A 23,531-nucleotide genomic window follows, 5' to 3' on the forward strand; every position below is an offset into this window, starting at 1 on the left:
GTGATTAGTGGCGGCCGCCGGCCACCTTGCGCAGCGGGGCGGTCGATTCCGGCGGCTGGCGGCGCAGCTTGCGCATCAGCCGTCGCAGCACATGTTCCAGGTCGTCGATGTAGGTGAACACGGCCGGCACCACCAGCAGGCTCAGTAACGTCGACGTGATCAGGCCGCCGATCACGGTGATCGCCATCGGCGAACGGAAGCTGGGATCGGCGCCCCAGCCCAGCGCCAGCGGCATCATGCCGGCGCCCATGGCGATGGTCGTCATCAGGATCGGGCGGCTGCGCTTGTGGCAGGCGTCCACCAGCGCCTCGAAACGGCCCATGCCGGCCTGACGGGCCAGAATAGCATAATCGACCAGCAAGATTGAGTTCTTGGTCACGATCCCCATCAGCATGATCAGGCCGATCATCGACGGCATCGACAGCGCGCGGCCCGTGATCAGCAGCGCCACGAAGGCGCCGCCGATCGACAGCGGCAGCGCGGCCAGGATCGTCACCGGCTGCATGAAGTCCTTGAACAGCAGCACCAGCACGCAGTAGATGCAGATCACGCCGATCAGCATGGCCAGGCCGAAGCTGGCGAACAGCGCGGCCATCTCCTGGGTGTCGCCCAGTTCAGCGATCTTGACGGAGGCGGGCAGGTTCTTCAGCGCCGGCAGCGCGCGCGCTTCCGCGTTCACTTCACCCAGCGCGCGCTTGCCCAGTTCCACCTCCAGCGTCACGTTGCGGCTGCGGTTCAGGCGGTTGATCTGGGCCGGGCCGCTCTCCATCGTGATGGATGCCACGTTGGCCAGCATCACCGGACCGTTCTTGCCGGGCACCGTGAGGCGGCCGATGGCGTCCAGGTCGGCGCGCACCGCGTCGGGCAGCTTGACGCGGATCGGCACCTGGCGCTCGGGCAGGTTCATCTTGGTCAGGTCGGTGTCGTAGTCGCCGGCCGTGGCCACGCGCACGGTCTGGCCGATGGCGGCCGCCGTCACGCCCAGGTCGGCCGCCTTGGCGAAGTCGGGCCGCACGATGATCTCGGGGCGCACCAGCGAGGCGCTGGAGCGCACATTGCCCACGCCCTTGAGCGTGCGCAGTTCGCGTTCGGCCTGTTTGGCGGCAGTCATCAGGGCCACCGGGTCTTCGCTGCGCAGCACCAGCTGCATCTTGACGCCCGTTTCGGCCGGGCCGACGTTGAAGCGCGCGCCGGGGATCTCGGCCAGCTTCTGGCGGAGATGGCCTTCGATGTCGGCCATCGATTCCTTGCGCTCGTTGCGGTGCACGGTGGTCAGGGTGAGCACGGCGCGGCGCGCCTCGGCCGCCGCGCCGGGTGCGAACGCGTCGCCGCTGGAACCGCCGCCGATCGAGCTGTACACGCCCTTGATACCCTTGACCTGCATGGCCGCCACGCGCGCCTGCTCGGCCACCACCTTGGTTTCGGCCAGCGTGGAGCCGGGCGGCAGTTCCAGGTTGATCTGGGTCTGCGAGCGGTCGGCCGGCGGCACGAAGCCGGTGGGCAGCAGCGGCACCAGCATGATGGAGCCGACGAAGAAGGCGCCCGAGGCGATGCCCGTCACCAGCCGGTGCGACAGGCACCAGCGCATCACGCGCAGGTAGCGCGTCATCAGCCAGCCGTCCTGCTGCTCGTGGTGCTTGGCCGGTTTGAGGATGTAGGCCGCCATCATCGGCGTGAGCAGGCGCGCCACCACCAGCGACGCAAGAACGGCCAGCACGGCGGTCCAGCCGAACTGCTTGAAGAACAGGCCGGGGATGCCGCTCATGAAGGCGGTGGGCAGGAACACGGCCACCAGCGCGAAGGTGGTGGCGATCACCGCCATGCCGATTTCGTCGGCCGCCTCCATGGCCGCCTGCATCGGCGTTTTGCCCATGCGCAGGTGGCGCGAGATGTTTTCGATCTCGACGATGGCGTCGTCCACCAGCACGCCCACCACCAGGGCCAGCGACAGCAGCGTGACCGTGTTGAGCGTGTAGCCGAACCAGTAGATGCCGAGGAAGGCCGGCATCACCGATAGCGGCAGCGCGGCCGCCGCCACCAGCGTGGCGCGCCAGTCGCGCAGGAACCACCACACCACCAGCACGGCCAGCAGCGCGCCTTCGTACAGCAGCTCCATCGAGCCGTGGAAGTTCTCCTCGACCGGCTTGGCGTTGTCGATGGACTGGGTCAGCGCCACGTTCGGGTGGGCTTGCTGGATCTCCGCGATGGCCGCGCGCGCGCCCTTGGCCACGGCCAGTTCGCTGGCGCCCTTGGTGCGGAAGATCTCGAACGCCACCACGTCGCGCCCGTCCTGCTGGGCCACGGCGCGCGGTTCGGCCACCGTGTCGCGCACGCTGGCCACCTGGTCGAGGCGGATGCGGCGCCCGTCGGGCAGCGGCAGGTCCATGGCCGCCAGTTCGGCGGCGCTCTTGACGGTGCCGATGGTGCGCACCGATTGCTCGGCGCCACTGATGTCGCCGCGTCCGCCCGGCGCCTCCTTCTGCACCTGGCGCAGCTGGCGCGACACGTCCAGCGCCGACACCCTGAGCGCGGCCATGCGCGCGTCGTCCAGTTCAACCCGCACCTCGCGGTAGGCGCCGCCCACGCGCTTGACGGCGCCCAGGCCGGGCACGGCCAGCAGGCGCTTGGCGACGGTGTTGTCGACGAACCAGCTCAGCTCCTGCTGGTCCATCGGCACGCCCTGGCCGGGGACGGCGGTGGCGGTGAAAGTGAGCACCACGCGGCCGGCCGTGGAAGCCTTGGTCACGATGGGGTCGCGCATCTCGGCCGGCAGGTCGGCCTTGACGCGGGCCACGGCGTCGCGCACGTCGTTGACGGCGTCCGACAGCTGCTTTTCGAGGATGAATTCGACGGTGATGGTGGCCACGCCATCGAGCACGTTGGTGTACACATTCTTCACCCCCTGCAGGGTGGCGACGGAATCCTCGATCTTGCGCGCCACCTCCGTTTCCAGCTGGGCCGGCGCGGCGCCGTCCAGCGCGGCCGTGATGGTGACGATGGGCAGTTCGATGTCCGGGAAATCCTGCACCGGGTTGGCGCGGTAGGCCATCAGCCCGGCCAGCGTGAGCAGGGCGAACAGCATGATGGCCGGGATCGGGTTCTTGATCGAGAGGGCGGAGAAATTCACGGTGGCTCCTTAGCGGGCGGCAGGCACGCCGCGTGCGGCCGCCTGCGCCTGCGCGGGCACCGGCGCGGGCGCGGGTGCCGGCGCGGCGTCGGCCACGTGGTGCACCAGGTCGCCGTCGTTGAGGAAGCCGGCGCCGTTGACCACCACGCGCGTGGTGGCGCTGATACCGTCCAGCACTTCGATGCGGTCGGCCAGGCGGCGGCCCGGCTTGACCTTGAGCTGGCTCACGTGCTGGTCGGCGTTCAGGCGGAACACGTAGCTGAAGCCGTCGCGCACGACGATGGCCTGCTGCGGCACGGTGATGGCGTCCGACGCGCCCAGCTCGAACTGGCCGCTGGCGAACATGCCGGCCTTGAACGGCGCGTTGGGCGCGCCGCTGGCGCTGGCCGGCAGGTCCACGTACACCAGCGCGTAGCGCGTTTGCGGATCGACGGTGGGCGCCACCATGCGTACCTTGCCGGTGGCCTCGGTGCCGTTGGCGGCCTTGACGACGGCGCTGGTGCCGATGCGCAGCTGGCGCAGGTCGGCCGCCGTCACTTCGGCGCGCCATTCGAGCCGGCCCTGGCGGATCATGCGGAACAGCTCCGTGCCGGCGCCGACCACGGCGCCCACGGTGGCGCCGCGCGCCGAGATCACGCCGCTGTCGGGCGCCAGCACCTGGGTGTGCTTGAGGCGCAGCTGCTGGCTGGCCACTGCCGCGAGGGCCGAGGCGATGCGGGCGTTGGCCGTTTGTTCGGCCGTCTGGTACTGGCTGATCTGCTGCGCGCTCAGCGCGCCCGTCGATTGCAGCGTGCGGGCGCGGGCCGCGTTGGCGGCCGCCTCGGCGGCGTTCGCCTCCGCCTCCTGCAGCGCGGCGCGGGCCTGGGCCAGATCGGCGTTCACGCTGTCGGCCGAGAACACGGCCAGCACCTGGCCGGCCTTGACGGCGTCGCCCACGTTGACGCGCACCTCCGTCAGGCGCAGGCCGTTGGCCTCGCTGCCCACGCTGGCTTCCTGCCACGCGGCCACGTTGCCGTTGGCGGCCAGCTTGATGGGCAGGCGCGAGGCCACCGGCAGGGCCGTGGTGACGGTGAGCGCGGGCTTGGCCGCTTCGGCCTTCTTGCCGTCGGCCGCGCGCGAGGCGGGCGCGTACAGGGCGATGCCCAGGCCGGATACTGCGAACACGGCCAGCAGGGTAAGGGCGACGGGCTTGAGTTTGATCGGGTTCATGATGGTTCGCTTCATGTCAGTGCTCATTGCGGCTCATTGGGGGGAATTCATTGCGGTGACGTTTTGGGCGGCGTCCAGCCGCCGCCGGCGGCGCGGTACAGCGCGACCAGGGCGGCGCTGCGTTCGCGGCGCAAGCTGATGACCGTGTTCTCGGCGGCCAGCCGGGTGCGGCGCGCATCCTCCAGTTCCAGCAGGCTGGCCATGCCGTTCTTGTAGCGGTCCTCCATGGCCGTGAACGACTCGCGGTAGCCTTGCAGCGCGGTGTTGGCGTCGGCTTCGCGCTCGCCGGTGCTGTGCAGGTTGACCAGCGCTTCCTCCACTTCGCGCACGGCCTGGCGCACGCTGGCGCGGTAGCTCACCACGGCCGAGTCGTAGCGGGCGCTGGCCGCGTCCACGTTGGCGCCGCGGCGGCCGTTGTCGACCAGCGGCAGCGTGAGCGCCAGCGGGCCGATGCTCCAGGTGTCGAGCTGCGTGCTGTGGCCGCCCGTGCTGAAGTTGGCCGCGCCCACGGCGCCGGTCAGCGTCAGGCGCGGGTAGCGCTGGGCGCGCGCGTTGCCCACGTCGGCGCTGGCGGCGGCCACGGCCCGCTCGGCGCTGTACACGTCGGGCCGCTGGCGCAGCACCTGGGCCGGCAGCGCTTCGATGGCGATGACGGGCGGCGCCACCGGCGCTTCTTTTGCGAGGCGTGCGCGCAGCGCCGGTTCGGGCAGCGCCGTCAGCGCCACCAGCGCCTTCACGCCCACGTCGCACACGGCGCGCTGGGCCACGGCGCGGTTGTTGCCGTCGGCCGCGCTGGCGCGGGCCAGGGCCGCCGTGGCGGGCGGCTGGAAGCCGGCGCGCGCGGCCAGTTCCGTCAGGCGCGCCGTGTCGGCGCGCGAGGCGGCGTCCTGGCGCGCCACGTCCAGCTGCTGTTCGCAGGCGCGCAGCGCGTAGTATTGGTTGGCCACTTCGGCCGCCACCGACACGCGGGCGTCGTGCCAGCCCGCCTGCGCGCTGTCGAGGCGGGCCTGGGCCGCGTCGCGCGCGGCGCGGCCGGCGCCGAACAGGTCGATCTCCCATGACGCCTGCAGGGCCGCCTGCGCCGTCGTGCCCAGGGGCAGGGCCGACTGCTGGCTGGCGCGGCTGACGCTGGCCGCCGCGTCCAGCGAGGGCGCCAGCGCGGCGCCGCTGGCCACGCGCTCGGCGCGGGCCTGCGCGATGCGGGCGCCGGCGCTGGCCACGGTGGGGCTGGCCTCCTGGGCCGCCGTGACCAGCTGCGCCAGCAGGGCGTCGCCTTGCTGCTGCCACCACTGCGCCAGTTCGGTCACGCTGCCGTCGTGCGGCAGCGGCGCCTGCCACTGTGCTGGCAGCGGCGCGGCCACCTGCTGCGCCGGTCCTTGCACGGCGCATGCGGTCAACGTGCTTAACATACCCAATGCGCCCGTCACGACCAGCGTCCGCGCCGCCCGTTGTAGTGCTCTCGTCATGCTGTTCCTTCCTTGCGGTTGATCTGTTCCGCCATCACCAGCGCCTCGCCATAGCGGGCCAGCTTGTGCAGCCATTGTTCGATCGCCTCCGGCGTGGCCAGCAACTGCGGCGTGATGGCCGTGACGATGTCGCGCCCCACCATGATCTGCACGGCCAGCGCCGCCAGCGCGTAGGCCAGGCGGTGCACCTCATCGTCGCCTTGTTCCAGCCCCAGATGGCGGCACAGCACGCGCACCAGGGCCATATGCTCGGGACGGATGCTGTTGTCGATTTCGGCGGCCCACAGGCCGGTCGGTTCCAGCCGCTCGCGCAGCCACAGGCGCAGGAACAGCTGGGCGCCGTCGTCCTGCCGCAGCGGCGCCAGCATCTGACGGTAAAAGCCCAGCAGCGCCTCGCGCAGCGTGAAATGCGCTTGCTCGTATTGGGCGATGTTGGCTTCGGGCGCCGGGCACATGCCCTCGAACACGGCCCGGTACAGGCCGGCCTTGTCGCCGAAGTAGTAGCTGATGGCGGCCACGTTGGCGCCGGCCGCCTGCGCGATCTCGCGCGTGGACGCGCGCGCGTAGCCGTGTTCGGCGAACAGGCGCATGGCGGCCAGGCGCAGCCGCTCGCGCGACTGTTCGCCGTCCGAGCGGGGCTTGCGGATGTCGTCGGCCGGACGGCCGGGGGGATGGTGTGCTTGTGTCATCAGGGCATTAGAGCATGGAATTCAAACGATTGATATAACTAAATCGATTGATTAACTTTTTGCGTGAAAGTTGCCTGTAACAACTGCTTACCGACGATACTTGAGTCCTCACATTTTTCGCCCCGCCCCGGCGCTAGAATGGCCGCACCGCATCCGCCAACGGGGACCGTCACCATGAACGCCACGCGCAGTATCGCCATCGCCGCCATCACCGCCATCGCCTTGGCGCATGGCGCCGCCGGCGCCACCGACGCGCCGCCGCCCGAACAGGCCGCGCTGCACGTGCTGAACCGGCTGGCCTACGGCCCGCGTCCCGGCGACATCGCGCGCGTGACGCAGATGGGCGTGCAGCGCTATATCGACAGCCAGCTCCACCCAGAAACCATCCCCATGCCGCCCGCGCTGACGGCCCGGCTGGACGCGCTGGAGACGGCGCGCCAGCCGGCCGGCCGCACGCTGGCCCAGTTGCTGGCCGTGCGCGAGATGGCAAAGGAGGAGGGCGAGGAGGGCAAGGCCAAACGGCGCGCCGTGGTGGTCAACATCGTCGAGCAGACGGCCGAGGCGCGGCTGGCGCGCGCCGTGGACAGCCCGCGCCAGCTGGAAGAGGTGATGGTCGATTTCTGGTTCAACCACTTCAACGTCTTCGAAGGCAAAGGGCTGGACCGGGCGCTGGTGGCCAGCTACGAGCGCGACGCGATCCGGCCCTACGCGCTCGGCTCCTTCCGCGACCTGCTTGGCGCCACGGCCCACCATCCGGCCATGCTGTTCTACCTCGACAACTGGCTGTCGACGGCGGACGGCTTCGTGCCGCGCCGGCCCAACGCCAAGGTCAAGACGGCCGGTCTGAACGAAAACTACGCGCGCGAGCTGATGGAGCTGCACACGCTGGGCGTGGACGGCGGCTACACCCAGCGCGACGTGCGCGAACTGGCCCGCATGCTGACCGGCTGGACCTTCAACCCGCGCGCGCTGGCGCTGCGCAACGAGGGCTTCGTGTTCGATGCGCGCCGCCACGACAGGGGCGACAAGCAGTGGCTGGGCCGCACCGTGCACGGCGGCGGCATGGACGGGGGTGCGGGTGAAGGTGAATACGCGCTCGACGTGCTGGCCATGCATCCGGCCACGGCGCGCCACATCAGCTACGAGCTGGCCCAGTACTTCGTGCAGGACGCGCCGCCGCCGGCCCTGGTCGACCGCCTGGCGCGCAGCTACCTCGATAGCAAGGGCGATATCCGCACGGTGCTGGCCACGCTGTTCGCCAGCCCCGAATTCATGGCGCCGGAAGCGCAGGGCGCCAAGTTCAAGACGCCGTACCAGTTCGTCGTCTCGGCCGCGCGGGCCGGCGGCGCGCCGCTGGCCGAGGTGAAGCCTGTGCTGGGCGCGCTGAACCGGCTCGGCATGCCGCTGTACGGCTGCCAGACGCCGGACGGCTACAAGAACACGGAGGCGGCCTGGCTCAATCCCGATGCGCTGAGCCGGCGCATCGCCATCGCCACCGCGCTGGGTCGCACGCTCGATGCGGGCGCGTTGCAGGCCACGCTGGGCGGCGCCGTGTCGGCCCGCACGCGCGACACGGTGGCCGCCAGCCCCGAACCACTGCGCGCCGCCATGCTGCTGGGCGGCCCCGATTTCATGCAGCGCTGAGCGCGCGAAGGAGCAACCATGCAACGTCGAGACTTCATGCAAGCGCTGGCCGCCGGCGCCGGGCTGGTGATCCCGCTGGGCCGCCACGCCTGGGCCGCCGCGCCCGCCGGGGGCGGCGAGGGTGGAGAGGTTGGCGGGGGTGGTAGTAATGGCCGCCGCCTGATCGTCATCATGCTGCGCGGCGCCGTCGATGGCCTGAGCGTGGTGGCGCCCGTGGGCGATCCCAACTACGCGCGGCTGCGGCCCACCATCGCGCTGGCCCGTCCCGGCGCCGAGGGCGGGGCGCTGGATCTGGACGGCTACTTCGGCCTGCACCCGGCGCTGGCGCCCTTGCTGCCGCTGTGGGAGCGGAAGAAGCTGGCCTTCGTGCACGCCAGCGGCTCGCCCGACCCCAGCCGCTCCCACTTCGACGCGCAGGATTACATGGAGTCGGGCACGCCCGGCGCCAAGTCCACGGCCGACGGCTGGATGAACCGGGTGGCCGGCGCGCTGCCCGGCGCGGCCACGCCCACGCGCGCGCTGTCGATCGGCCCCACCATGCCGCGCATCCTGTCGGGCCGGGCGCCGGCCGTCAACCTGGCCGGCGGCGCGGCCGGCACCCGCGCCAATGTGCTGGACCGGCCCGCGCCGGGGCGCGCGTTCGACCGCCTGTACGCCGACCATCCCCGCTTCGGCCGCGCCTACCAGGCCGGCCGCGATGCGCACCAGGAGGTGATGATGGCGGCCGCCGACATGGAGATGCAGATGGCCGACGGCGGCGCGCCGCTGCCCAACGGCTTCCCGGACGACGCGGCGCGGCTGGCCACGCTGATGCGCAACGACCCCAATATCCAGCTGGCCTTCGTGGCGCTGGGCGGCTGGGATACGCACGCCAACCAGGGCGCGGCCCGGGGCCAGCTGGCCAACCATCTGGCGCCGCTGGGGCAGGGGCTGGAAGTGCTGGCGCGCCGGCTCGGGCCCCTGTTCGACCAGACCACCATCGTTGTCATGTCCGAATTCGGCCGCACGGCGCGCGAGAACGGCAACGGCGGCACCGACCATGGGCATGGCAATGCGATGTGGGTGCTCGGCGGCGGCGTGGCCGGTGGCCGCGTGTATGGCGAATGGCGGGGGCTGGGCGAGGACCAGCTCAACGAGGGACGCGACCTGCCCGTGACGACCGACTTCCGCACCGTGCTGGCGCAGGTCGGGCAGCACCACCTGGGCCTCACCGAACGCCAGCTGGCGCAGGTGTTCCCCAACCTGCCGGCCCGGCGCGCCGGCTTCAGCGTGCTGCGGCCGGCCTGAGGGCGGCGTCAGCCCAGCCGGTTGTCGGCGATGTGGTAGTGCGGATCGTCGCCGGCGTTGACCTCCACCAGCTCCTTGGCGTTGTCGAGCAGCTCCAGGCAATCGGGGCTCAGATGGCGCAGGTGCAGCGTCTTGCCGGCCTGCCGGTAGCGCATGGCCAGCGCGTCGATCGCCTCGATGGCCGAATGGTCGACCACCCTGGCCTTGCCGAATTCGATGACGACATGCTGCGGGTCGTCGGCCGGCGTGAACAGCTCCGCGAAGCGCGCCGTCGAGGCGAAGAACAGGCTGCCCTCAAGCTCGTACACCTTGCGGCCGGCGTCGTCGAGGCGGCTGCGCACGGCGATCTGCTTGGCGTGCTGCCAGGCGAACACCAGCGCGGCGAACACCACGCCGCACAGCACGGCCACCGCCAGGTCGGTCAGCACGGTGATGACGGTGACGCCGACCACGATCACGGCGTCCTGGCGCGGGATCTTGCGCAGCGCCTGCAGGCTGCTCCACGCGAAGGTCTTGGCGGCCACCACGAACATCAGGCCGATCAGCGCGGCCAGCGGGATCATCTCGATCCAGCGCGACAGGAACAGGATGAAGCCGAGCAGGAACACGGCCGCCACCACGCCGGACAGCCGTCCGCGCGCGCCGTTGTTAATGTTGATCATGCTCTGGCCTATCATGGCGCAGCCGCCCATGGTGGCGAACATGCCGGCCACCACGTTGGCCGCGCCCTGGGCCAGCGACTCGCGGTTGGGCCGGCCGCGCGTGCCGGTGATCTCGTCGACCAGGTTCAGCGTCAGCAGCGATTCGATCAGGCCGATGGCGGCCAGGATCAGCGCGTACGGCGCGACGATGTACAGCGTGGCCAGCGTGTACGGCACTTGCGGCAGGTGCGGGCGCGGCAGGCCGCCCGCGATCGAGCCCATGTCGCCCACGGTGCGCGTTTCGATGCCGGTGACGGCGACCACGCCGGCCACCAGCAGGATGGCCGCCAGCGCCGAGGGCACGGCCGTGGTGAGGCGCGGCAGCAGGCTGATGATGGCCACCGTCAGGGCGATCAGGCCGCCCATGACCAGCCACTGGCCGCCGCTGATCCACGCCCCGCCCGATTTGAAATGGCCGAACTGGGCCAGGAAGATCACGATGGCCAGGCCGTTGACGAAGCCCAGCATGACGGGGTAGGGCACCATGCGGATGAACTTGCCCAGTTTCAGGGCGCCGAACAGCAGCTGGAACAGGCCCGTCAGCACCACGGCGGCGAACAGGTACTCGGTGCCGTGTTGCACCACCAGGCTCACCATCACCACGGCCATGGCGCCGGTGGCGCCCGAGATCATGCCGGGACGGCCGCCGAACAGGGCGGTGATCAGGCAAAGGAAGAAGGCGGCGTACAGGCCGGTCAGCGGGCTCACATGGGCGATCAGGGCGAACGCGATCGCCTCGGGCACGAGGGCCAGGGCGACCGTCACGCCGCTCAGGAAGTCGGTTTTCAGGGCGAGGGCCGGGTGGGGTTGGGACAAGATGAATCTCCGGTGTGGGTGCGCACGCGCATGGCCGCGTAAGGGCGGCATCGGGCATGGCGGCGGATTGCAGGGGCGAGCGGCGGGGCTCGGCGGGGCATGGGGGCAAGGCGGCAACTACATCGGTCTGGATCGGCATTGGCGGCAACAGGGCGCATTGTCGTCGAAACGGGCGCGATTGTCAGCAGGAGACGGGGCCGGCACGGACCAAAAAAATCGCCCGCTACCTTGCGGTGCGGGCGTAATTCCAATGTTCAGCGAACGGTTGGAGGAGACAGTTCCAATATAGGCCGATTAATGGTGCACTGCAATACCGTAGAACTACTAGGCTGGTTTGCTAATGATGCCTGGAAGTTAATTCCGCCGGTCCCACTCATGCGGTTGGCTGCGCGGCGGCCACGCAGGCCGCGATCTCGTCCACCAGTTTTTGCGGTTCGATCGGGTGGGCCAGCAGGCGCGCCGGATACCGTCGTCCGCACGGCATCCATGCCACGCTGGCGTCCAGCGCCGGGCGCAGCATGATCAGCGGCAGCGCTGAGAAACGCCGCAGCGCCGGGATGGGGAACGCTTGCAGCGCCGCCTCGTCGTCGCTGCCGCAGTCGCACAGCAGCAGATCGAACGCTTGCCGGTCGCAGGCTTCGGCCTGGCGGGCGTCGGCCGCCACCGTCAGCGCGTAGCCCAACTGACCGAGCACGGTGGCCAGCAAACCATGGTTGGCGGGCGCCGCGTCGAGCAGCAGCACGCGCAGGCGGGCCGTGGGGGCCGGGGCGGGTGCTAGCGATGGGGGCGCGATTGCGTCGGCCGGATGGTCAGCGTCAGCGTCAATAGCGGATGCGGGCGGCGCCGGTTGACCGGCCCGCAGCGCCGGCGGCAGCCACGCGGCCAGCGCCGGCAGCAGCTGCTCCGGTTCGAAGGCCTTGGCCAGCCAGCCGTCGAAGCCGGCCGCCAGCAGGGCCGCGCCGCCGTCGTCGGCCGGTTCGGCGCTGGCCGCCAGCACGGGAATGGCGCGCGTGGCCGGATCGGCCTTGAGCTGGCGCAGCACGCCATAGCCGTCCAGCCGCGGCAGGCGCAGGTCGCACAACACGAGGTCGGGCCGCTCGCGGCGCGCGAGCGCCACGCCCTGTTCGCCATCCCAGGCCGACAGCACGCGGTAGCCGCACGCTTCCAGCAGGTAGACCATCAGGTTCATGTTGGCCGGGTTGTCCTCGATGACCAGTATCGTTGCCGCCATATCTTCCTCCGCTGCGGCGCGCGGCCGCCACCCCGCTCAGCGCCGGGATTTGAGCGCCAGCGTGAACGTGCTGCCGTGGCCGAAGTCGCTGGTGAAGAACAGCGAGCCGCCGATCAGGTTGGCCAGGTTCTGGCACAGGTACAGGCCCAGTCCCGCCCCTTCGGCGTGGCGGGTCGAGGTGGAGTCGAGCTGCGTGAAGGCCTGGAACAGCTTGGCCTGGTCTTCCTCGCGGATGCCGGCGCCGCTGTCGGCCACGGTGAATTCCACGCGCGGGCCGTCCTCGCCGTCGCACACGGCCAGGCTCACGCGCACCGTGCCCTGTTCCGTGAACTTGATGGCGTTGTTGAGCAGGTTGAGCAGGATCTGGGTCAGGGCCCGGCGGTCCGTGTCGACCGTCACCGGCTCCCCGGCCAGCGCCACCTCCAGCGCCAGTCCCTTTTGCAGCGCCAGCGGGCGCACGCTGTCGATCGCGTCGGCCACCAGTTGCTGGCACTGCACCGGCTCCACCGTGAGCGACACCTTGCCCGCCTCGATCTTGGCCACGTCGAGGATGTCGTTGATCAGCGACAGCAGGTGGCGCGCGCTGGCCCGGATCGTGTTGAGCTGCTTGTCCTGCTCCGTCGTCAGGGGGCCGGGCAGTTTCATCAGCAGCGCGCCGGTGAAGCCGATGATGGCGTTGAGCGGGGTGCGCAGCTCGTGCGACATGTTGGCGATGAAGGCCGACTTCATGCGGCTCGCCTCGACCAGCTCCAGGTTCTTGAGCGCGATCTCGCGGTTGATGGTTTCCAGTTCGCCCGCGTGGTGGGCCAGCCGCATGTTCAATTCGATCACCTGGCGCTCGCGCACCTGCAGCTCGCTGTTGACCTGCACGGCCTGCTCGTAGGTGGAGATCAGCAGGTCGAGGATCTGCTGGCGCTCGGCGTTGATGAAGTGCTTCTGGTCGCCCAGGTAGAGCGCGATGCCGACTTCCATGTTCTGGCTGCGGCGCAGCTTCTGGTTCATCAGCATGTGGCCGATGCGGTTGATCAGGTAGTCGTCCGCGTACGGTTTGCGGATGAAATTGTCGGCCCCGCACTCGATGCCGCGGATGATGTCCTTGGGGTCCGTCAGCGACGTGACGAGGATGACGGGAATGTCGCGCAGCGCCTCGTCGGTCTTGATGGCGCGGCACAGCGTGTAGCCGTCCATCTCCGGCATCACGATGTCCGACAGCACCAGCTGCGGCTTGGCCGCGCGGATCGCCTCCAGCGCCAGCCGGCCGTTGGCGGCCACCCGCGCGCGGTAGCGCATCGCCTGGATCAGGCGGCGCAGCCGCTCGGCCTGGGTCGGGCTGTCCTCGACGATCAGGATTTCCGTCTCGTCGGGCTGGATTTCATAACTGGCGTCCACAGGCAATCTCCTGGAATCGGGTTCGCCGCGTCGTCACGCGGGCCGGTTGGCGGGCAGTTGGCGCGGCGTGGACGGGCCGGCGCTGCCGCCCGTGCCGCGCTGTGACGGGCAGGTGTTACGGGCAGGTGAAACTATATCGGAATTAGCGGCGCCGCAGTGCGATTTTGCCACCGCCGTGCGCGCGGCGCTACGCGGGCAGGCCCTGGAACGCGCCGGCCCGGTAGGTCAGCACCAGCGTGTCGCGGTGGCCGTGGGCGCCCAGCGGCTGGATCGGCGTCGATTCATGGATCACGGCCGCGTCGTCGAGCAGCAGCAGCGACCAGGGCTCGGTCAGCGTGAAGCGCTTGCCGTTCGGGCCGTCGGCCTCGAAGATGCGCGTCTCGCCGCCCTTGATGTCGCGCCGGCCCACCAGCAGCACGGCCACGAAGTCGACGCCGTCGCGGTGCGCGCCTTCGGGCGTGGGGCGGCCGATGCCGTCCGTGGTGTCGATGCGGAACTGGTGCGCCTCGATGTACCACGGATGGGCGCCGCGCGCGGCCGTGCACAGCTGGCCGATGCCGCGCAGCAGTCCCTGCCAGGCCGGCCGCGCCACCGTGGCCGGCCGCACCGGCTCGAACAGGCGCTGCATGCCGCCGTGCAGGGCGTTGTATTCGAGCGGCTGCCAGTGCGGGCGGTGGGCCGTCTGGCGCAGGGTGTCGCCGTCCTGGACGAAGCACGAGTGGCGCCGGCGGCGGTAGCGGCCGCCGTCCTTCAGGTAGTTGTCGAGCGCGAGGTCGTCCCAGCCCGGTTCCAGCGCGGCCAGGTCGGCCAGCGTGCAGCCGGCCAGGCTGGCCACGTCCTCGGGGCGCAGCAGCGCGTAACCTTGCTGGCGCAGCGCCTGCGGGACGAATTCGGGGGCGGTGAAGGTGGGGGCGGGAGTGGTCATGGATGCCTGCGATGAGTCACGATGCAGGCATTGTACGCCGCGCGCCGCGATGGTGCGCGCGGGCGCGGCGGCCGGCCGTCACGCGGCGCGCAGCAATTGCGCGCGCAGCGCCGTCAACTCGTCCTTCAGGCTGGCCACCTGATCGAGGCTGCAGCGGGTGGCGCCGAGGATGTCGGCCGGCAGCGTGGCGGCCACGTGGCGCAGCGCGTCGCCGGCCGGCGTGAGGGTGATGATCACCTGGCGCTCGTCGCTGGCGGCGCGCGCGCGCGTGAGCAGGTCGGCCTGCTCCATGCGCTTGAGCAGCGGCGTGAGCGTGGCCGAATCGAGGAACAGCCGTTCGCCCACCTCCGTCACGGTCAGCCCGTCGCGCTCCCACAGCACCATCATGACCAGGTACTGGGAATAGGTGAGCCCAAGTTTGCGCAGCAGCTTGCGATACAGCTTGCTCATGGCAAGCGAGGTCGAATACAGGGCGAAGCACAACTGGGCGTCCAGCCGTGGCGCTTGCGGCGGCACAGTGGTGGGGACGGCGGCGGGCGGGGTGGCGGATGGGGTGTTCATGGGACCAGTATAGATAGTGCGCTATTTATTTGCAAGCTCGGGCGCAAAAAATACGGCGCCGGGCGGGCGCTCGGGTATGATGATTGGAAACAAATATTCTGCAAGGGGTTGCCAGGCATGGAAGTCCACCACAGGGCCATCGTACTCGTCGCCGATGGCGCGCCCGGGCAGCGCGCGCTGCTGGGCACTCTGCTGCATGATCAGTACACGCTGCGCGAGGCCGGCGACGGCGCCGCCGCGCTGGCGGCCGCACGCCAGTTGCCGCGCCCGGATCTGTTGCTGCTGGACGCGGCGCTGCCCGGCGATGGCGTCGACGGCCACGGCGTGCTGGAACAGTTGCGCGCCTGCCCCGACACGGCCGCCATCCCCGTGCTGATGCTGGTCGACGGCGGCCAGCCGCAGGACGAGCGGCGCGCGTGGCAGGGCGGGGCGGCCGACGTGGTGCAGCGGCCCTTGCTGGCCGAGGCCTTGCAGGCGCGCGTGGCCACCCACGTCAAGCTGCGCCGCTCGCGCGAACTGCTGCGCCACCAGGCCGGCCTGGTCGAACACCTGGTGCAGGAACGCACGGCCGAACAGCAGCAGATGGTGGAGGCGGTGATCTGGGCGCTGGCCGCGCTGGCCGAGTCGCGCGACCACAAGACCGTCAACCACATCCGCCGGGTCCAGCATTACGTGGCCGCGCTGGCGCGCCAGCTGCAGCCGCAGCCGCGCTTCGCGGCCGAGCTGTCGGACACCAACATCGCGCTGCTGTTCCAGGCCGCGCCGCTGCACGACATCGGCAAGGTCGGCATCCCGGACGCCATCCTGCTCAAGCCGGGCCGGCTCACCGACGAGGAATTCGCCGTCATGCAGCGCCACACGCTGTACGGGCGCGACGCCATCGTCGAGGTCGAGCGCCACCTGGGCCGCAGCACCACCTTCCTGCGCTACGCGCGCGAGATCGCCTATTCGCACCAGGAGAAATACGACGGCTCCGGTTATCCGCAGGGCCTGGCCGGCGACGCCATCCCGCTGTCGGCGCGGCTGGTGGCGGTGGCGGCCGTGTACGACGCGCTGATTTCGCGCCGCGTCTACAAGCCGGCCTTCACCCACGAGACGGCGCTGGAATTGATCCGCCAGGGCAGCGGCGAGCAGTTCGACCCCGACCTGGTGGACGCGCTGCTGATGGTGGAGGAGGAGTTCCTCGACATCGCGGCCCGTTACGCCGACGCGGCCGTGGCCGACAACGGATGGGCGGCGCCGGCGGCGTCATAAGATAGCTGGCCGGCGCGGCGCCGGCCGCGCCAGCGTGGAGGCAAGGCAGGCCATGCGCAAGCACGGATACATCGCGTTCATCGTCGGACTGTGCCTGACGGCCGCGCTGTGCCTGTTCGTCTCCGGCGAACAGCATCGCCAGCGGCGCGAGGTTTTCCGGCGCGACGCCGACAAGATCACCCACGCCACGGAAGTGCGGCTGCGCACCTATTTCGACATGCTGTACGCGCTGCGGGCCATGTACGCGCACGACGGCCACATCGACCGGGCCGAGTTCCACCGCTTCGTCGCCGCGCTCGACCTGGCGCGGCGCTACCCCGGCTTCCAGGCCATCCAGTTTGTGCGCGCCGTGCCGGCCGCGCAGCTGGCCGCCTTCGCCGACACCGTGCGGCGCGACACCAGCCTGGACCCGCAAGGCTATCCGCAGTTCCGCGTCCATCCGGCCGCGCTGCGCGACACCCATTACGTGATCGAATACACGGAACCGCTGGCCGGCAACGAGAACGCGTTCGGGCTGGACCTGGCGGCGCTGGCGCCCCACCTGCAGGCGCTGGAGCTGGGGCGCGACAACGGCGCCATCGTGGCCACCGAGCGTATCACGCTGGTGCAGGACGCCAGCGGCGAACCCGGTTTCGTGGCGCGCGCGCCGAACTACCGCAACGGCGCGCCGCTGGCCACGCCGGCCCAGCGGCGCGACGCGCTGGTGGGCTTCGTGGCGATCGTCTTCAAGGTCAACACGCTGATGCGCGAAGTGATCGAACCGGGCTTGCTGGCCGACCTGTACGTGGACATCCACGACACCGGCTACCTGAAGGATGGCGCCGGCCACGCGCCCGGCACCGACACCCTGCTGTTCGACAGCGGCGGCCGGATCGGCGCGGCCCGCCTGCCGGCCTTGCCGGGCCTGGACGCCAGCGCCAGTCTGGTGGTGGGCGAGCGCCGCTGGCTGCTGCGGGTGCGGGGCCACGACGGGGCGCGCTACAGCGGCGTGCCCACGCCGGTGCTGTTGACGGCGGCGGCGGGCCTGATCATCAGCGCGCTGGTGGCCGCGCTGATGATGGCCAAGCAAGGGCTGGAACGCAGCCTGGCCGAACTGGCGCGGCAGAAGGACAACGCCGACGCCGCCCATGCCGACCTGTCGGCGGCGCTGGCCAGCCTCAAGCTGGCCCAGGCCAATCTGATCACGTCGGAGAAGATGGCATCGCTGGGGGCGCTGGTGGCGGGCGTGGCGCATGAGCTGAACACGCCGATCGGCAACAGCCTGCTGACGGCCACCGCGCTGGGCGACCGGGTGGCCGATTTCGAGCGCCGGTTGCACGGCGAGGGCGGCGTCAAGCGCTCGGCGCTGGAGGCCATCCTGGCCGACGCGGGCAAGGCCTGCGCCATCATCGCCGCCTCGCTGGCGCGGGCGGCCGACCTGATCACCTCGTTCAAGCAGGTGGCGGTGGACCAGTCCAGCGGCCAGCGCCGCCGCTTCCTGCTGGAGGAGGTGGTGCGCGACGTGCTGGCCACGTTCGCCGTGCAGTTGCGGCACGCGGCCTGCACGGTGGAGGTGGATGTGGCGCCGGGGCTGGAATTGCTGTCCTATCCGGGCAGCGTGGGGCAGGTGCTGAGCAACCTGCTCAACAACGCGCTGCTGCATGGGTTCGAGGGCAAAGGGGGCGCCGTCACCATCAGCGCCCAACGCCACGGCGAGCACGAGGCCGTGCTGCGCTTCGCCGACAACGGCAAGGGCATGGCCGAGCGCACGCTGCGCCAGGTGTTCGACCCGTTCTTCACCACGCGTCTCGGGCAGGGCGGATCGGGGCTGGGCATGCACATCGTCTACAACATCGTCACCAACGTGCTGCATGGCCGCATCGAGGTGCAGTCGGCGCCGGGGCAGGGCACCTGCGTGACGCTCACGCTGCCGCTGGAGGCGCCGGTGTGGGAGCCGTCCGCCTGAGGCGCGCGGCGCGCCGTTACAGGAAGCCACGCACCGGTAACGCTGCGTCGCGCTGGATCCAGTTGCTCGGGGAATAGATGCTGCGGCCGTCAGTCACGTGCAGCGTGTAGGCGTGGCGCGAGACGGGCGAGCGGTTCGGCGCGCTGTAGTGGGGCAGCAGGCCGTGGAAGCACACCAGGCTGCCCGCCTGGCAGGCCAGCGGCACCGCCGTGGCTGCGCCGGGCCATGGCGTGGTGTCCAGCTTCTCCATCGTCACCGTGTCGCCGTGGCGCAGGAAGCGTTCGCGCATGGGGCCGCGGTGGCCGCCCGGTTCGGCCCACAGGCAACCGTTTTCCTGCGTGGCGTCCTCCAGCGCGAACCAGAACGTGGTGACGGTGACGGGATCGGTGTCGAAATAGGTGGCGTCCTGGTGCCAGCGCACTTCGCCGCCGATGCCGGGCTGCTTGAAGATGTACATCGACTGCCAGACTTGGGCCTGCGCCAGCCCCAGGTCGCGCGCCACGGCGGCCAGCCGCGCGTCGGCCGAGAAGGCGCGGAACACGGGGTCCAGGTCGTGCATGGCGTGGCCGATCTTGTTGATCGAGAGCGCCTTGTCCTGTTTGAGCCGGCCGTCCGGGCCGAACGCCTCCTCCTCGAAGAAGCAGCGGATGGTGTTGTCCGAACCGAGGAAGTAGTCGTCGGCGCGCTTTTCCTGCTCGCGCGTGGTGAAGATGCCGGCCGCCGCCGACGGGTCGAAGGCGTCCACGATCTGCGCGGCGCGCGCGCGCAGGGCCGCGATCTCGGCGGCGCTCTTGAAGCCGGGCAGGACGAGGTAGCCGTCCCGTTGGTATTGCAGTTTCTGGTCGTCAGTCAGCATGGCGGCTCCGGTGCGGGGCAAACTGTGGGAACGGCCATTGTACCGATATGCGGCGGGCGCGGATCACACCCGCCAGGCGCCGTCCTTGTACACCTGGTCGTCGTCCAGGTAGACCGCTTCCGTCACCGCGAACACGTCCACGTGGTAGCGCGCGTCCTTGCGCCGGAACTGCGGCTTGGGGTAGACGCCGTGCTTGGCGCCCAGCGACAAGTGGATGCCGCACATGCGCTCGTAGGTGCCGATGTCGTTCACCGTCAGCTCGCGCGAGAACGCGCGGTTCATGCCGAAGCCCAGTTCGCGCAGCCACACTTCGCCCTCGTGGGCGCGGATGATGGCCAGCATGTTGTCGAACGCGGGCGTGCTGTGCTCCACGCCCGTCACCCGGCCCCGCTCGACGATCAGGGTGATCGGGTGCTCGGGGCGGTTGACGAGGAACTGCGTGTCGCCGAACACGAAGATGCGCACCCGTCCATGCACGGCCTCCAGGTCCAGCGCCTCGGTGAACACTTCGCCCAGCGGGAATTGGCCGCCCACGTTGTTCATGGCGCTGTAGTCGCCGATATTGAGCTTGGCCGGCTCGAACGCGGAGCCGAACACGAGCCGCTCGCCGCCGCTGTCGATCACGCCGCCGGCGGCGCGGTCGATGCGGGCCTTGAGCGCGTGGCCCACGCCGCGGTAGTAGGCCGGGTCGTAGGCCAGCGCGTCGATGTAGTGGCGGCCCTGTTCGCCCGGCATGCGCGACAGGTGCACGTGCTCGATCACCTTCAGGCCGCGCTTGAACAGTTCGATGCGGATGCGGAACGCTTCGAGCCGGAAGCTGGTGGACTGGATCAGCACCACCAGGTCGCCGGGCGCCATGCGGGCGAAGGCGGCCAGCACCTGCTCGGGCGTGACGGCGTCGAAGTCGATGAAGGTGGCGCCGGGGATGGCGCGCCGGTACGCCTCCGTCAACGCGCGGTTCAGGTCGCAGCGGGTGTCGTGGACGATCAGGGCGCCATGGCTGGGCGCGTATTCGATGGCCATCGCCAGCAGGTCGCGCACGTTGCGCGCGGCCGTGTCCACCGTCGTCGCGGCGAGCACCCCATACGGCGGGGCGGTGGGCGGGGAGGCGGGGGCGGTGGACGTCATGGCGTGGCGAATCAGTGCGAAAGGGAATGTTGTGCATTATACGGGGGAAGCCCGGCTGCTTTCTTCTTGTACATGGCCGGGGTGCGTTGTAGAATTCAGAAAAATATAGCCGCTGGGAAACTAGCGGCACGTCATGAGGGACGCCCGATGAGCATAACGATGGGACAGGATTTGCCGCTGGAGCGGCCCGACGCCGAAGGCCGCGCGGCCCTGTTCGTGCCCACGGCTGCCATCAAGGAGGAGGTGCTGCAGACCATCCGCAAGGGCGCCGCCGTGGTCGGCTTCGGCAACCATGACCGCACGCTGACCATCTACTACGAGAGCAACCGCTTCAACGAACCGTTGCTGGGCAAGTGGGAGCAGAAGGCGCGCAAGGCCTACGAGCGGCTGGTCGACAACCTGCCCACGGTGTCCAAGATGACGGCCAAGCCCGAGCACTTCGAGCAGGTCGGCTACATCAACGGCAAGGGCATCACGATCCGCCGCATGGCCAGCCTGATGCGCTGGCTCGAACAGTCCGAGGCGCTCGACAGCGCGCCGGCCGGCGAACTGATCCAGTTCACGCCGCCGCCACCACCGAAAAAGATCGTGGCCGAGTAAGAACTGTCGCGTCGCAGCATCACCGGTCCGCCATGGAGGCGGCCGGATCAACTTTGCCCCCGATTTTCTTGGGCGAACTGAAACTTTCCTGTGAGCATGTGTTATCGTCGTCTCTCAGCGGCGGACACAGCCGTAACTGCGGCGGCAGTCCTGCCGTCGCCCTGTTACCACAAGGAGAGACTGCATCATGCGACAACTTTACCAATACCTGATGACGGCGCTGCTGGCGCTGTGCGTGGCCGGCGCCGTCCAGGCCCAGGAAACGACCCACCGCGGCACGGCCGACGAGGCCGTGGCCATGGTCAAGAAGGCCAGCGCCTACCTGCAAAAGAACGGCAAGGACAAGGCCATCGCCGCCTACAACGATCCCAAGGGCGAATTCATCAACGGCGACCTGTACGTGTTCATGATCGACACCAGCGGCGTGATGCTGGCGCACGGCCAGAACCCCAAGATGGTCAACAAGAACCTGATGGAGCTGAACGCCGGCGGCGTCTATCCGCTCAAGGAATTCCTCAAGCTCACCAGCGGGCCGGCCGGCAAGGGCTGGGTCAAGTACATGTGGCCGAATTCGATCTCCAAGAACATGGAGGAGAAGAACACCTACGTGGAAAAAGTCGGTGAGTATGTGATCGGGGTGGGCATCTACAAGTAAGGCCCGCGCCTTCGGGACGGCGGCGCGCGCGCCGCCGTCAGGCCACCAGCCTGCGCAACCACGCCAGCAGCACGGTGGCCAGCAACTCGGTGCGGGGCAGGATGGCGAAGCGGTGCTGGCCAAACACCTGCCCCAGGTAGTGCGCGGCCTGATGGTCTATCGTCATGCAGAACGTGGCGATGCCGCTGTTGCCCGCCTCCACCACGGCCTGCCGCACATCATGCAGGCCGTACTTGCCTTCATAGACGTCGACATCGTTCGGCTTTCCATCCGTGAGCAATAGCAGCAGCCGGTGTCTGGCTGGCTGCGCGGCCAGGCAGGCGGCCGCGTGCCGCACGGCGCTGCCGGTGCGCGTGTAGTGTTCCGGTTCGATGCCGGCGATGCGCAGCGCGACGCTCTGGCTGTACGGCTCGGCGAAGCGTTTGATCTCGCGCACCACCACACCGTCCGGACCTTCCCCGCTGAACGCCATCACGCCGAACGGTTCGCCGAGCGCGTCGAGCGCGTGGCTCACCAGCAGCAACGCTTCCCGTTCCACGTCGATCACGCGGCGCTGGTCGCTGATCCAGCCGTCGGTCGATCCGCTCACGTCCACCAGCACCAGCACGGCCAGGTCGCGCCATTCCAGGCGCTGCGTCTCGAATACGCGGCCATCGGGTTCGCCACCGGCGCGGCGCGCCGATTCCGCATCGACCCACGCGTCCACGTCGAGTTCCTCGCCGTCCAGCTGATGGCGGTGGCGGGCGCGCCGCGCGCTGAGCAACTGAAAGCCGCGCCGCACCGATGCCAGCAGCGTGGCATGCTGGCGCAGGGCCCGTTCGACCACGGCCGGGTCGCCGGCCACGGCCGGCGTGGACCAGACCACGCTGCCGGACGCGGTGTAGTCGCGGCGGCGGTAGTCCCATTCCCGGTAGCGGTGGCGCGTGCCCTGGGGCCCGTCCGCGCGCGGCGCCTGCTGGCTGCTGGTGCCCGTGACCGGCTCGTCGCTCATCAGCACTTCAGCCGGCGTGCCGGGCGTGGAGACCAGCCGCGCCTCGGGCAGCTCGGACAGGGCGTCGCCGAAGTCGTCCGCCGCCGTGTCCGCGTCGCGGTCGGCGGGGCGCTGCATGCCCATCGGGTCTTCCGCCTTTTCGTGCGGCTGCGCGGTCTGGAGCACGAACGCGCCCGGCGATGCCGGTTCGTCCTCGCCCTCGCGCGCCGGCCTGGCCTGCGGGCGCCGCGCCAGCCGGGCGCTGCGCGGGGTGGCGCGCAAGGCGGGCGCGTCGTCTTGCTTGCCCGGCAGCGGCGCCGGGGCGGCATCCGGTGGTTTGAATTCGCCCAGCCACAGATCCTTGTGCAACAGCGCCCCGGCGCTCGCCGGCGGCGCTTCGCGCGCGGCCCGCGCGGCCAACTGGTGCAGCGCGGCGCTGGAGAGCGCCAGCGCGTCGGCCGGCAGCGCGGCCAGCGGCGGCTGGCCGCTTAAGGCGCGCTGCACGGCCTGCTCGATCCAGGCCACGCCGCCGCTCAACCGGCGCGGATCGGGACGCGCCGCGAGCGCCTCGGCGCGCAGCTGCGCCAGCGCGGGCCGCAGGCCGGGAAAGCGGCGCTGCAGCAGCGCGTCGGACACCCAGGCTTCGCAGACGTGGAACAGGGCCGCCGCCAGGTCCTGGCGCGCGCCGAACGCGGGCGCGCCGCGCACCGCGCGCGTGGCCTGCAGCAGGGCCAGCGCCCGGTAGCGTTCGAGCGCGGCGTCGGGATCGCGGTGCAGCGGCGACGGCAGCCAGATCGTCTGCCCATCGGTGGCCGGCAGCGCGATGGTGTGCGCGGGCGCCTGGCCGCGCCGGAACAGGCGATCGAGCATGGTGCGGGGCAGCGGCGCCTGCGCGGTGTGGAAGCGGAACGCGCGGCCGAACGCCGCGTTGCACAGCAGGTCCAGGCGTCCGGCGACCGCCTTCAGCGCCAGTCCCGCTTCGCCGCCGCGCTGCCGTTTGCGCTGGCGCGCCCGCTGCACGTAGTCGAATGCGTGGCGCGCCACATCCGTGATGACGTCTTCGGCTTCCGGCATCGCG

At 70.3% G+C, this 23,531-nt stretch carries 18 protein-coding genes; 6 read left to right on the forward strand and 12 right to left on the reverse strand.

The features are described from left to right. Positions 1-4: 4 nt before the first annotated feature. From AC1RQG_RS04880 to AC1RQG_RS04895, 4 genes are read right to left on the reverse strand one after another with little or no spacing between them, the layout of a single operon-like run. Positions 5-3,127, reverse strand: coding sequence for an efflux RND transporter permease subunit (locus AC1RQG_RS04880; protein WP_493128868.1), 3,123 nt, complete (start codon positions 3,125-3,127; stop codon positions 5-7). A gap of 9 nt (positions 3,128-3,136) precedes the next feature. Further along, positions 3,137-4,351, reverse strand: a complete 1,215-nt coding sequence (locus AC1RQG_RS04885; protein WP_493128870.1) for an efflux RND transporter periplasmic adaptor subunit — start codon at positions 4,349-4,351, stop codon at positions 3,137-3,139. Positions 4,352-4,383: 32 nt separating this feature from the next. Beyond that, positions 4,384-5,745 carry an efflux transporter outer membrane subunit gene (locus AC1RQG_RS04890; RefSeq protein WP_493129287.1) on the reverse strand — a complete coding sequence of 454 codons (1,362 nt, stop codon included), beginning with the start codon at positions 5,743-5,745 and terminating at the stop codon, positions 4,384-4,386. Positions 5,746-5,798: 53 nt separating this feature from the next. Beyond that, positions 5,799-6,491 (reverse strand): CerR family C-terminal domain-containing protein, encoded by a 693-nt coding sequence (locus AC1RQG_RS04895; protein WP_493128872.1) that lies wholly within the window; start codon positions 6,489-6,491, stop codon positions 5,799-5,801. Between the two features lie 174 nt (positions 6,492-6,665). On the opposite strand from AC1RQG_RS04895, the gene AC1RQG_RS04900 reads away from it, so the two are divergent. Continuing rightward, a complete protein-coding gene (locus AC1RQG_RS04900; RefSeq protein ID WP_493128874.1) occupies positions 6,666-8,135 on the forward strand; it encodes a DUF1800 domain-containing protein in 1,470 nt (489 codons plus the stop codon). 18 nt (positions 8,136-8,153) lie between these two features. Next, entirely contained in the window at positions 8,154-9,422 is a 1,269-nt protein-coding gene (locus tag AC1RQG_RS04905; protein ID WP_493128876.1) for a DUF1501 domain-containing protein, read from the forward strand. 8 nt (positions 9,423-9,430) lie between these two features. Here the strand turns inward: AC1RQG_RS04905 and AC1RQG_RS04910 are convergent, their stop codons facing one another. The 5 genes from AC1RQG_RS04910 to AC1RQG_RS04930 all read right to left on the reverse strand — a co-directional run bounded on the left by AC1RQG_RS04910 (position 9,431) and on the right by AC1RQG_RS04930 (position 15,045). Further along, positions 9,431-10,990: a SulP family inorganic anion transporter gene (locus AC1RQG_RS04910; protein ID WP_493128878.1), complete on the reverse strand. Its 1,560-nt coding sequence runs from the start codon at positions 10,988-10,990 to the stop codon at positions 9,431-9,433. Between the two features lie 322 nt (positions 10,991-11,312). Continuing rightward, positions 11,313-12,170 (reverse strand): response regulator, encoded by an 858-nt coding sequence (locus AC1RQG_RS04915; RefSeq protein WP_493128880.1) that lies wholly within the window; start codon positions 12,168-12,170, stop codon positions 11,313-11,315. Between the two features lie 36 nt (positions 12,171-12,206). After that, entirely contained in the window at positions 12,207-13,559 is a 1,353-nt protein-coding gene (locus AC1RQG_RS04920; protein WP_493128882.1) for a hybrid sensor histidine kinase/response regulator, read from the reverse strand. 187 nt (positions 13,560-13,746) lie between these two features. Further along, positions 13,747-14,484 (reverse strand): 2OG-Fe dioxygenase family protein, encoded by a 738-nt coding sequence (locus AC1RQG_RS04925; protein ID WP_493128884.1) that lies wholly within the window; start codon positions 14,482-14,484, stop codon positions 13,747-13,749. A gap of 78 nt (positions 14,485-14,562) precedes the next feature. Beyond that, positions 14,563-15,045, reverse strand: coding sequence for a MarR family winged helix-turn-helix transcriptional regulator (locus AC1RQG_RS04930; RefSeq protein ID WP_493128886.1), 483 nt, complete (start codon positions 15,043-15,045; stop codon positions 14,563-14,565). Positions 15,046-15,162: 117 nt separating this feature from the next. Between AC1RQG_RS04930 and AC1RQG_RS04935 the strand changes: the two genes are divergently transcribed. Further along, positions 15,163-16,299 carry an HD-GYP domain-containing protein gene (locus tag AC1RQG_RS04935; RefSeq protein WP_493128888.1) on the forward strand — a complete coding sequence of 379 codons (1,137 nt, stop codon included), beginning with the start codon at positions 15,163-15,165 and terminating at the stop codon, positions 16,297-16,299. A 52-nt stretch (positions 16,300-16,351) separates the two neighbouring features. Further along, positions 16,352-18,244, forward strand: coding sequence for a CHASE domain-containing protein (locus tag AC1RQG_RS04940; protein WP_493128890.1), 1,893 nt, complete (start codon positions 16,352-16,354; stop codon positions 18,242-18,244). A 16-nt stretch (positions 18,245-18,260) separates the two neighbouring features. On the opposite strand, the gene AC1RQG_RS04945 is transcribed toward AC1RQG_RS04940, so the two are convergent. Then, positions 18,261-19,100: a phytanoyl-CoA dioxygenase family protein gene (locus AC1RQG_RS04945; RefSeq protein WP_493128892.1), complete on the reverse strand. Its 840-nt coding sequence runs from the start codon at positions 19,098-19,100 to the stop codon at positions 18,261-18,263. Between the two features lie 63 nt (positions 19,101-19,163). Further along, positions 19,164-20,228 carry a M29 family metallopeptidase gene (locus AC1RQG_RS04950; RefSeq protein WP_493128894.1) on the reverse strand — a complete coding sequence of 355 codons (1,065 nt, stop codon included), beginning with the start codon at positions 20,226-20,228 and terminating at the stop codon, positions 19,164-19,166. A 147-nt stretch (positions 20,229-20,375) separates the two neighbouring features. On the opposite strand from AC1RQG_RS04950, the gene AC1RQG_RS04955 reads away from it, so the two are divergent. Further along, entirely contained in the window at positions 20,376-20,828 is a 453-nt protein-coding gene (locus tag AC1RQG_RS04955; protein WP_493128896.1) for a hypothetical protein, read from the forward strand. 187 nt (positions 20,829-21,015) lie between these two features. Next, positions 21,016-21,483: a cache domain-containing protein gene (locus AC1RQG_RS04960; RefSeq protein ID WP_493128898.1), complete on the forward strand. Its 468-nt coding sequence runs from the start codon at positions 21,016-21,018 to the stop codon at positions 21,481-21,483. 37 nt (positions 21,484-21,520) lie between these two features. Here the strand turns inward: AC1RQG_RS04960 and AC1RQG_RS04965 are convergent, their stop codons facing one another. Beyond that, positions 21,521-23,527: a nitric oxide reductase activation protein NorD gene (locus tag AC1RQG_RS04965; RefSeq protein ID WP_493128900.1), complete on the reverse strand. Its 2,007-nt coding sequence runs from the start codon at positions 23,525-23,527 to the stop codon at positions 21,521-21,523. Positions 23,528-23,531 lie beyond the last annotated feature (4 nt).

This window comes from Rugamonas sp. GW822-FHT03B10, assembly GCF_058801745.1.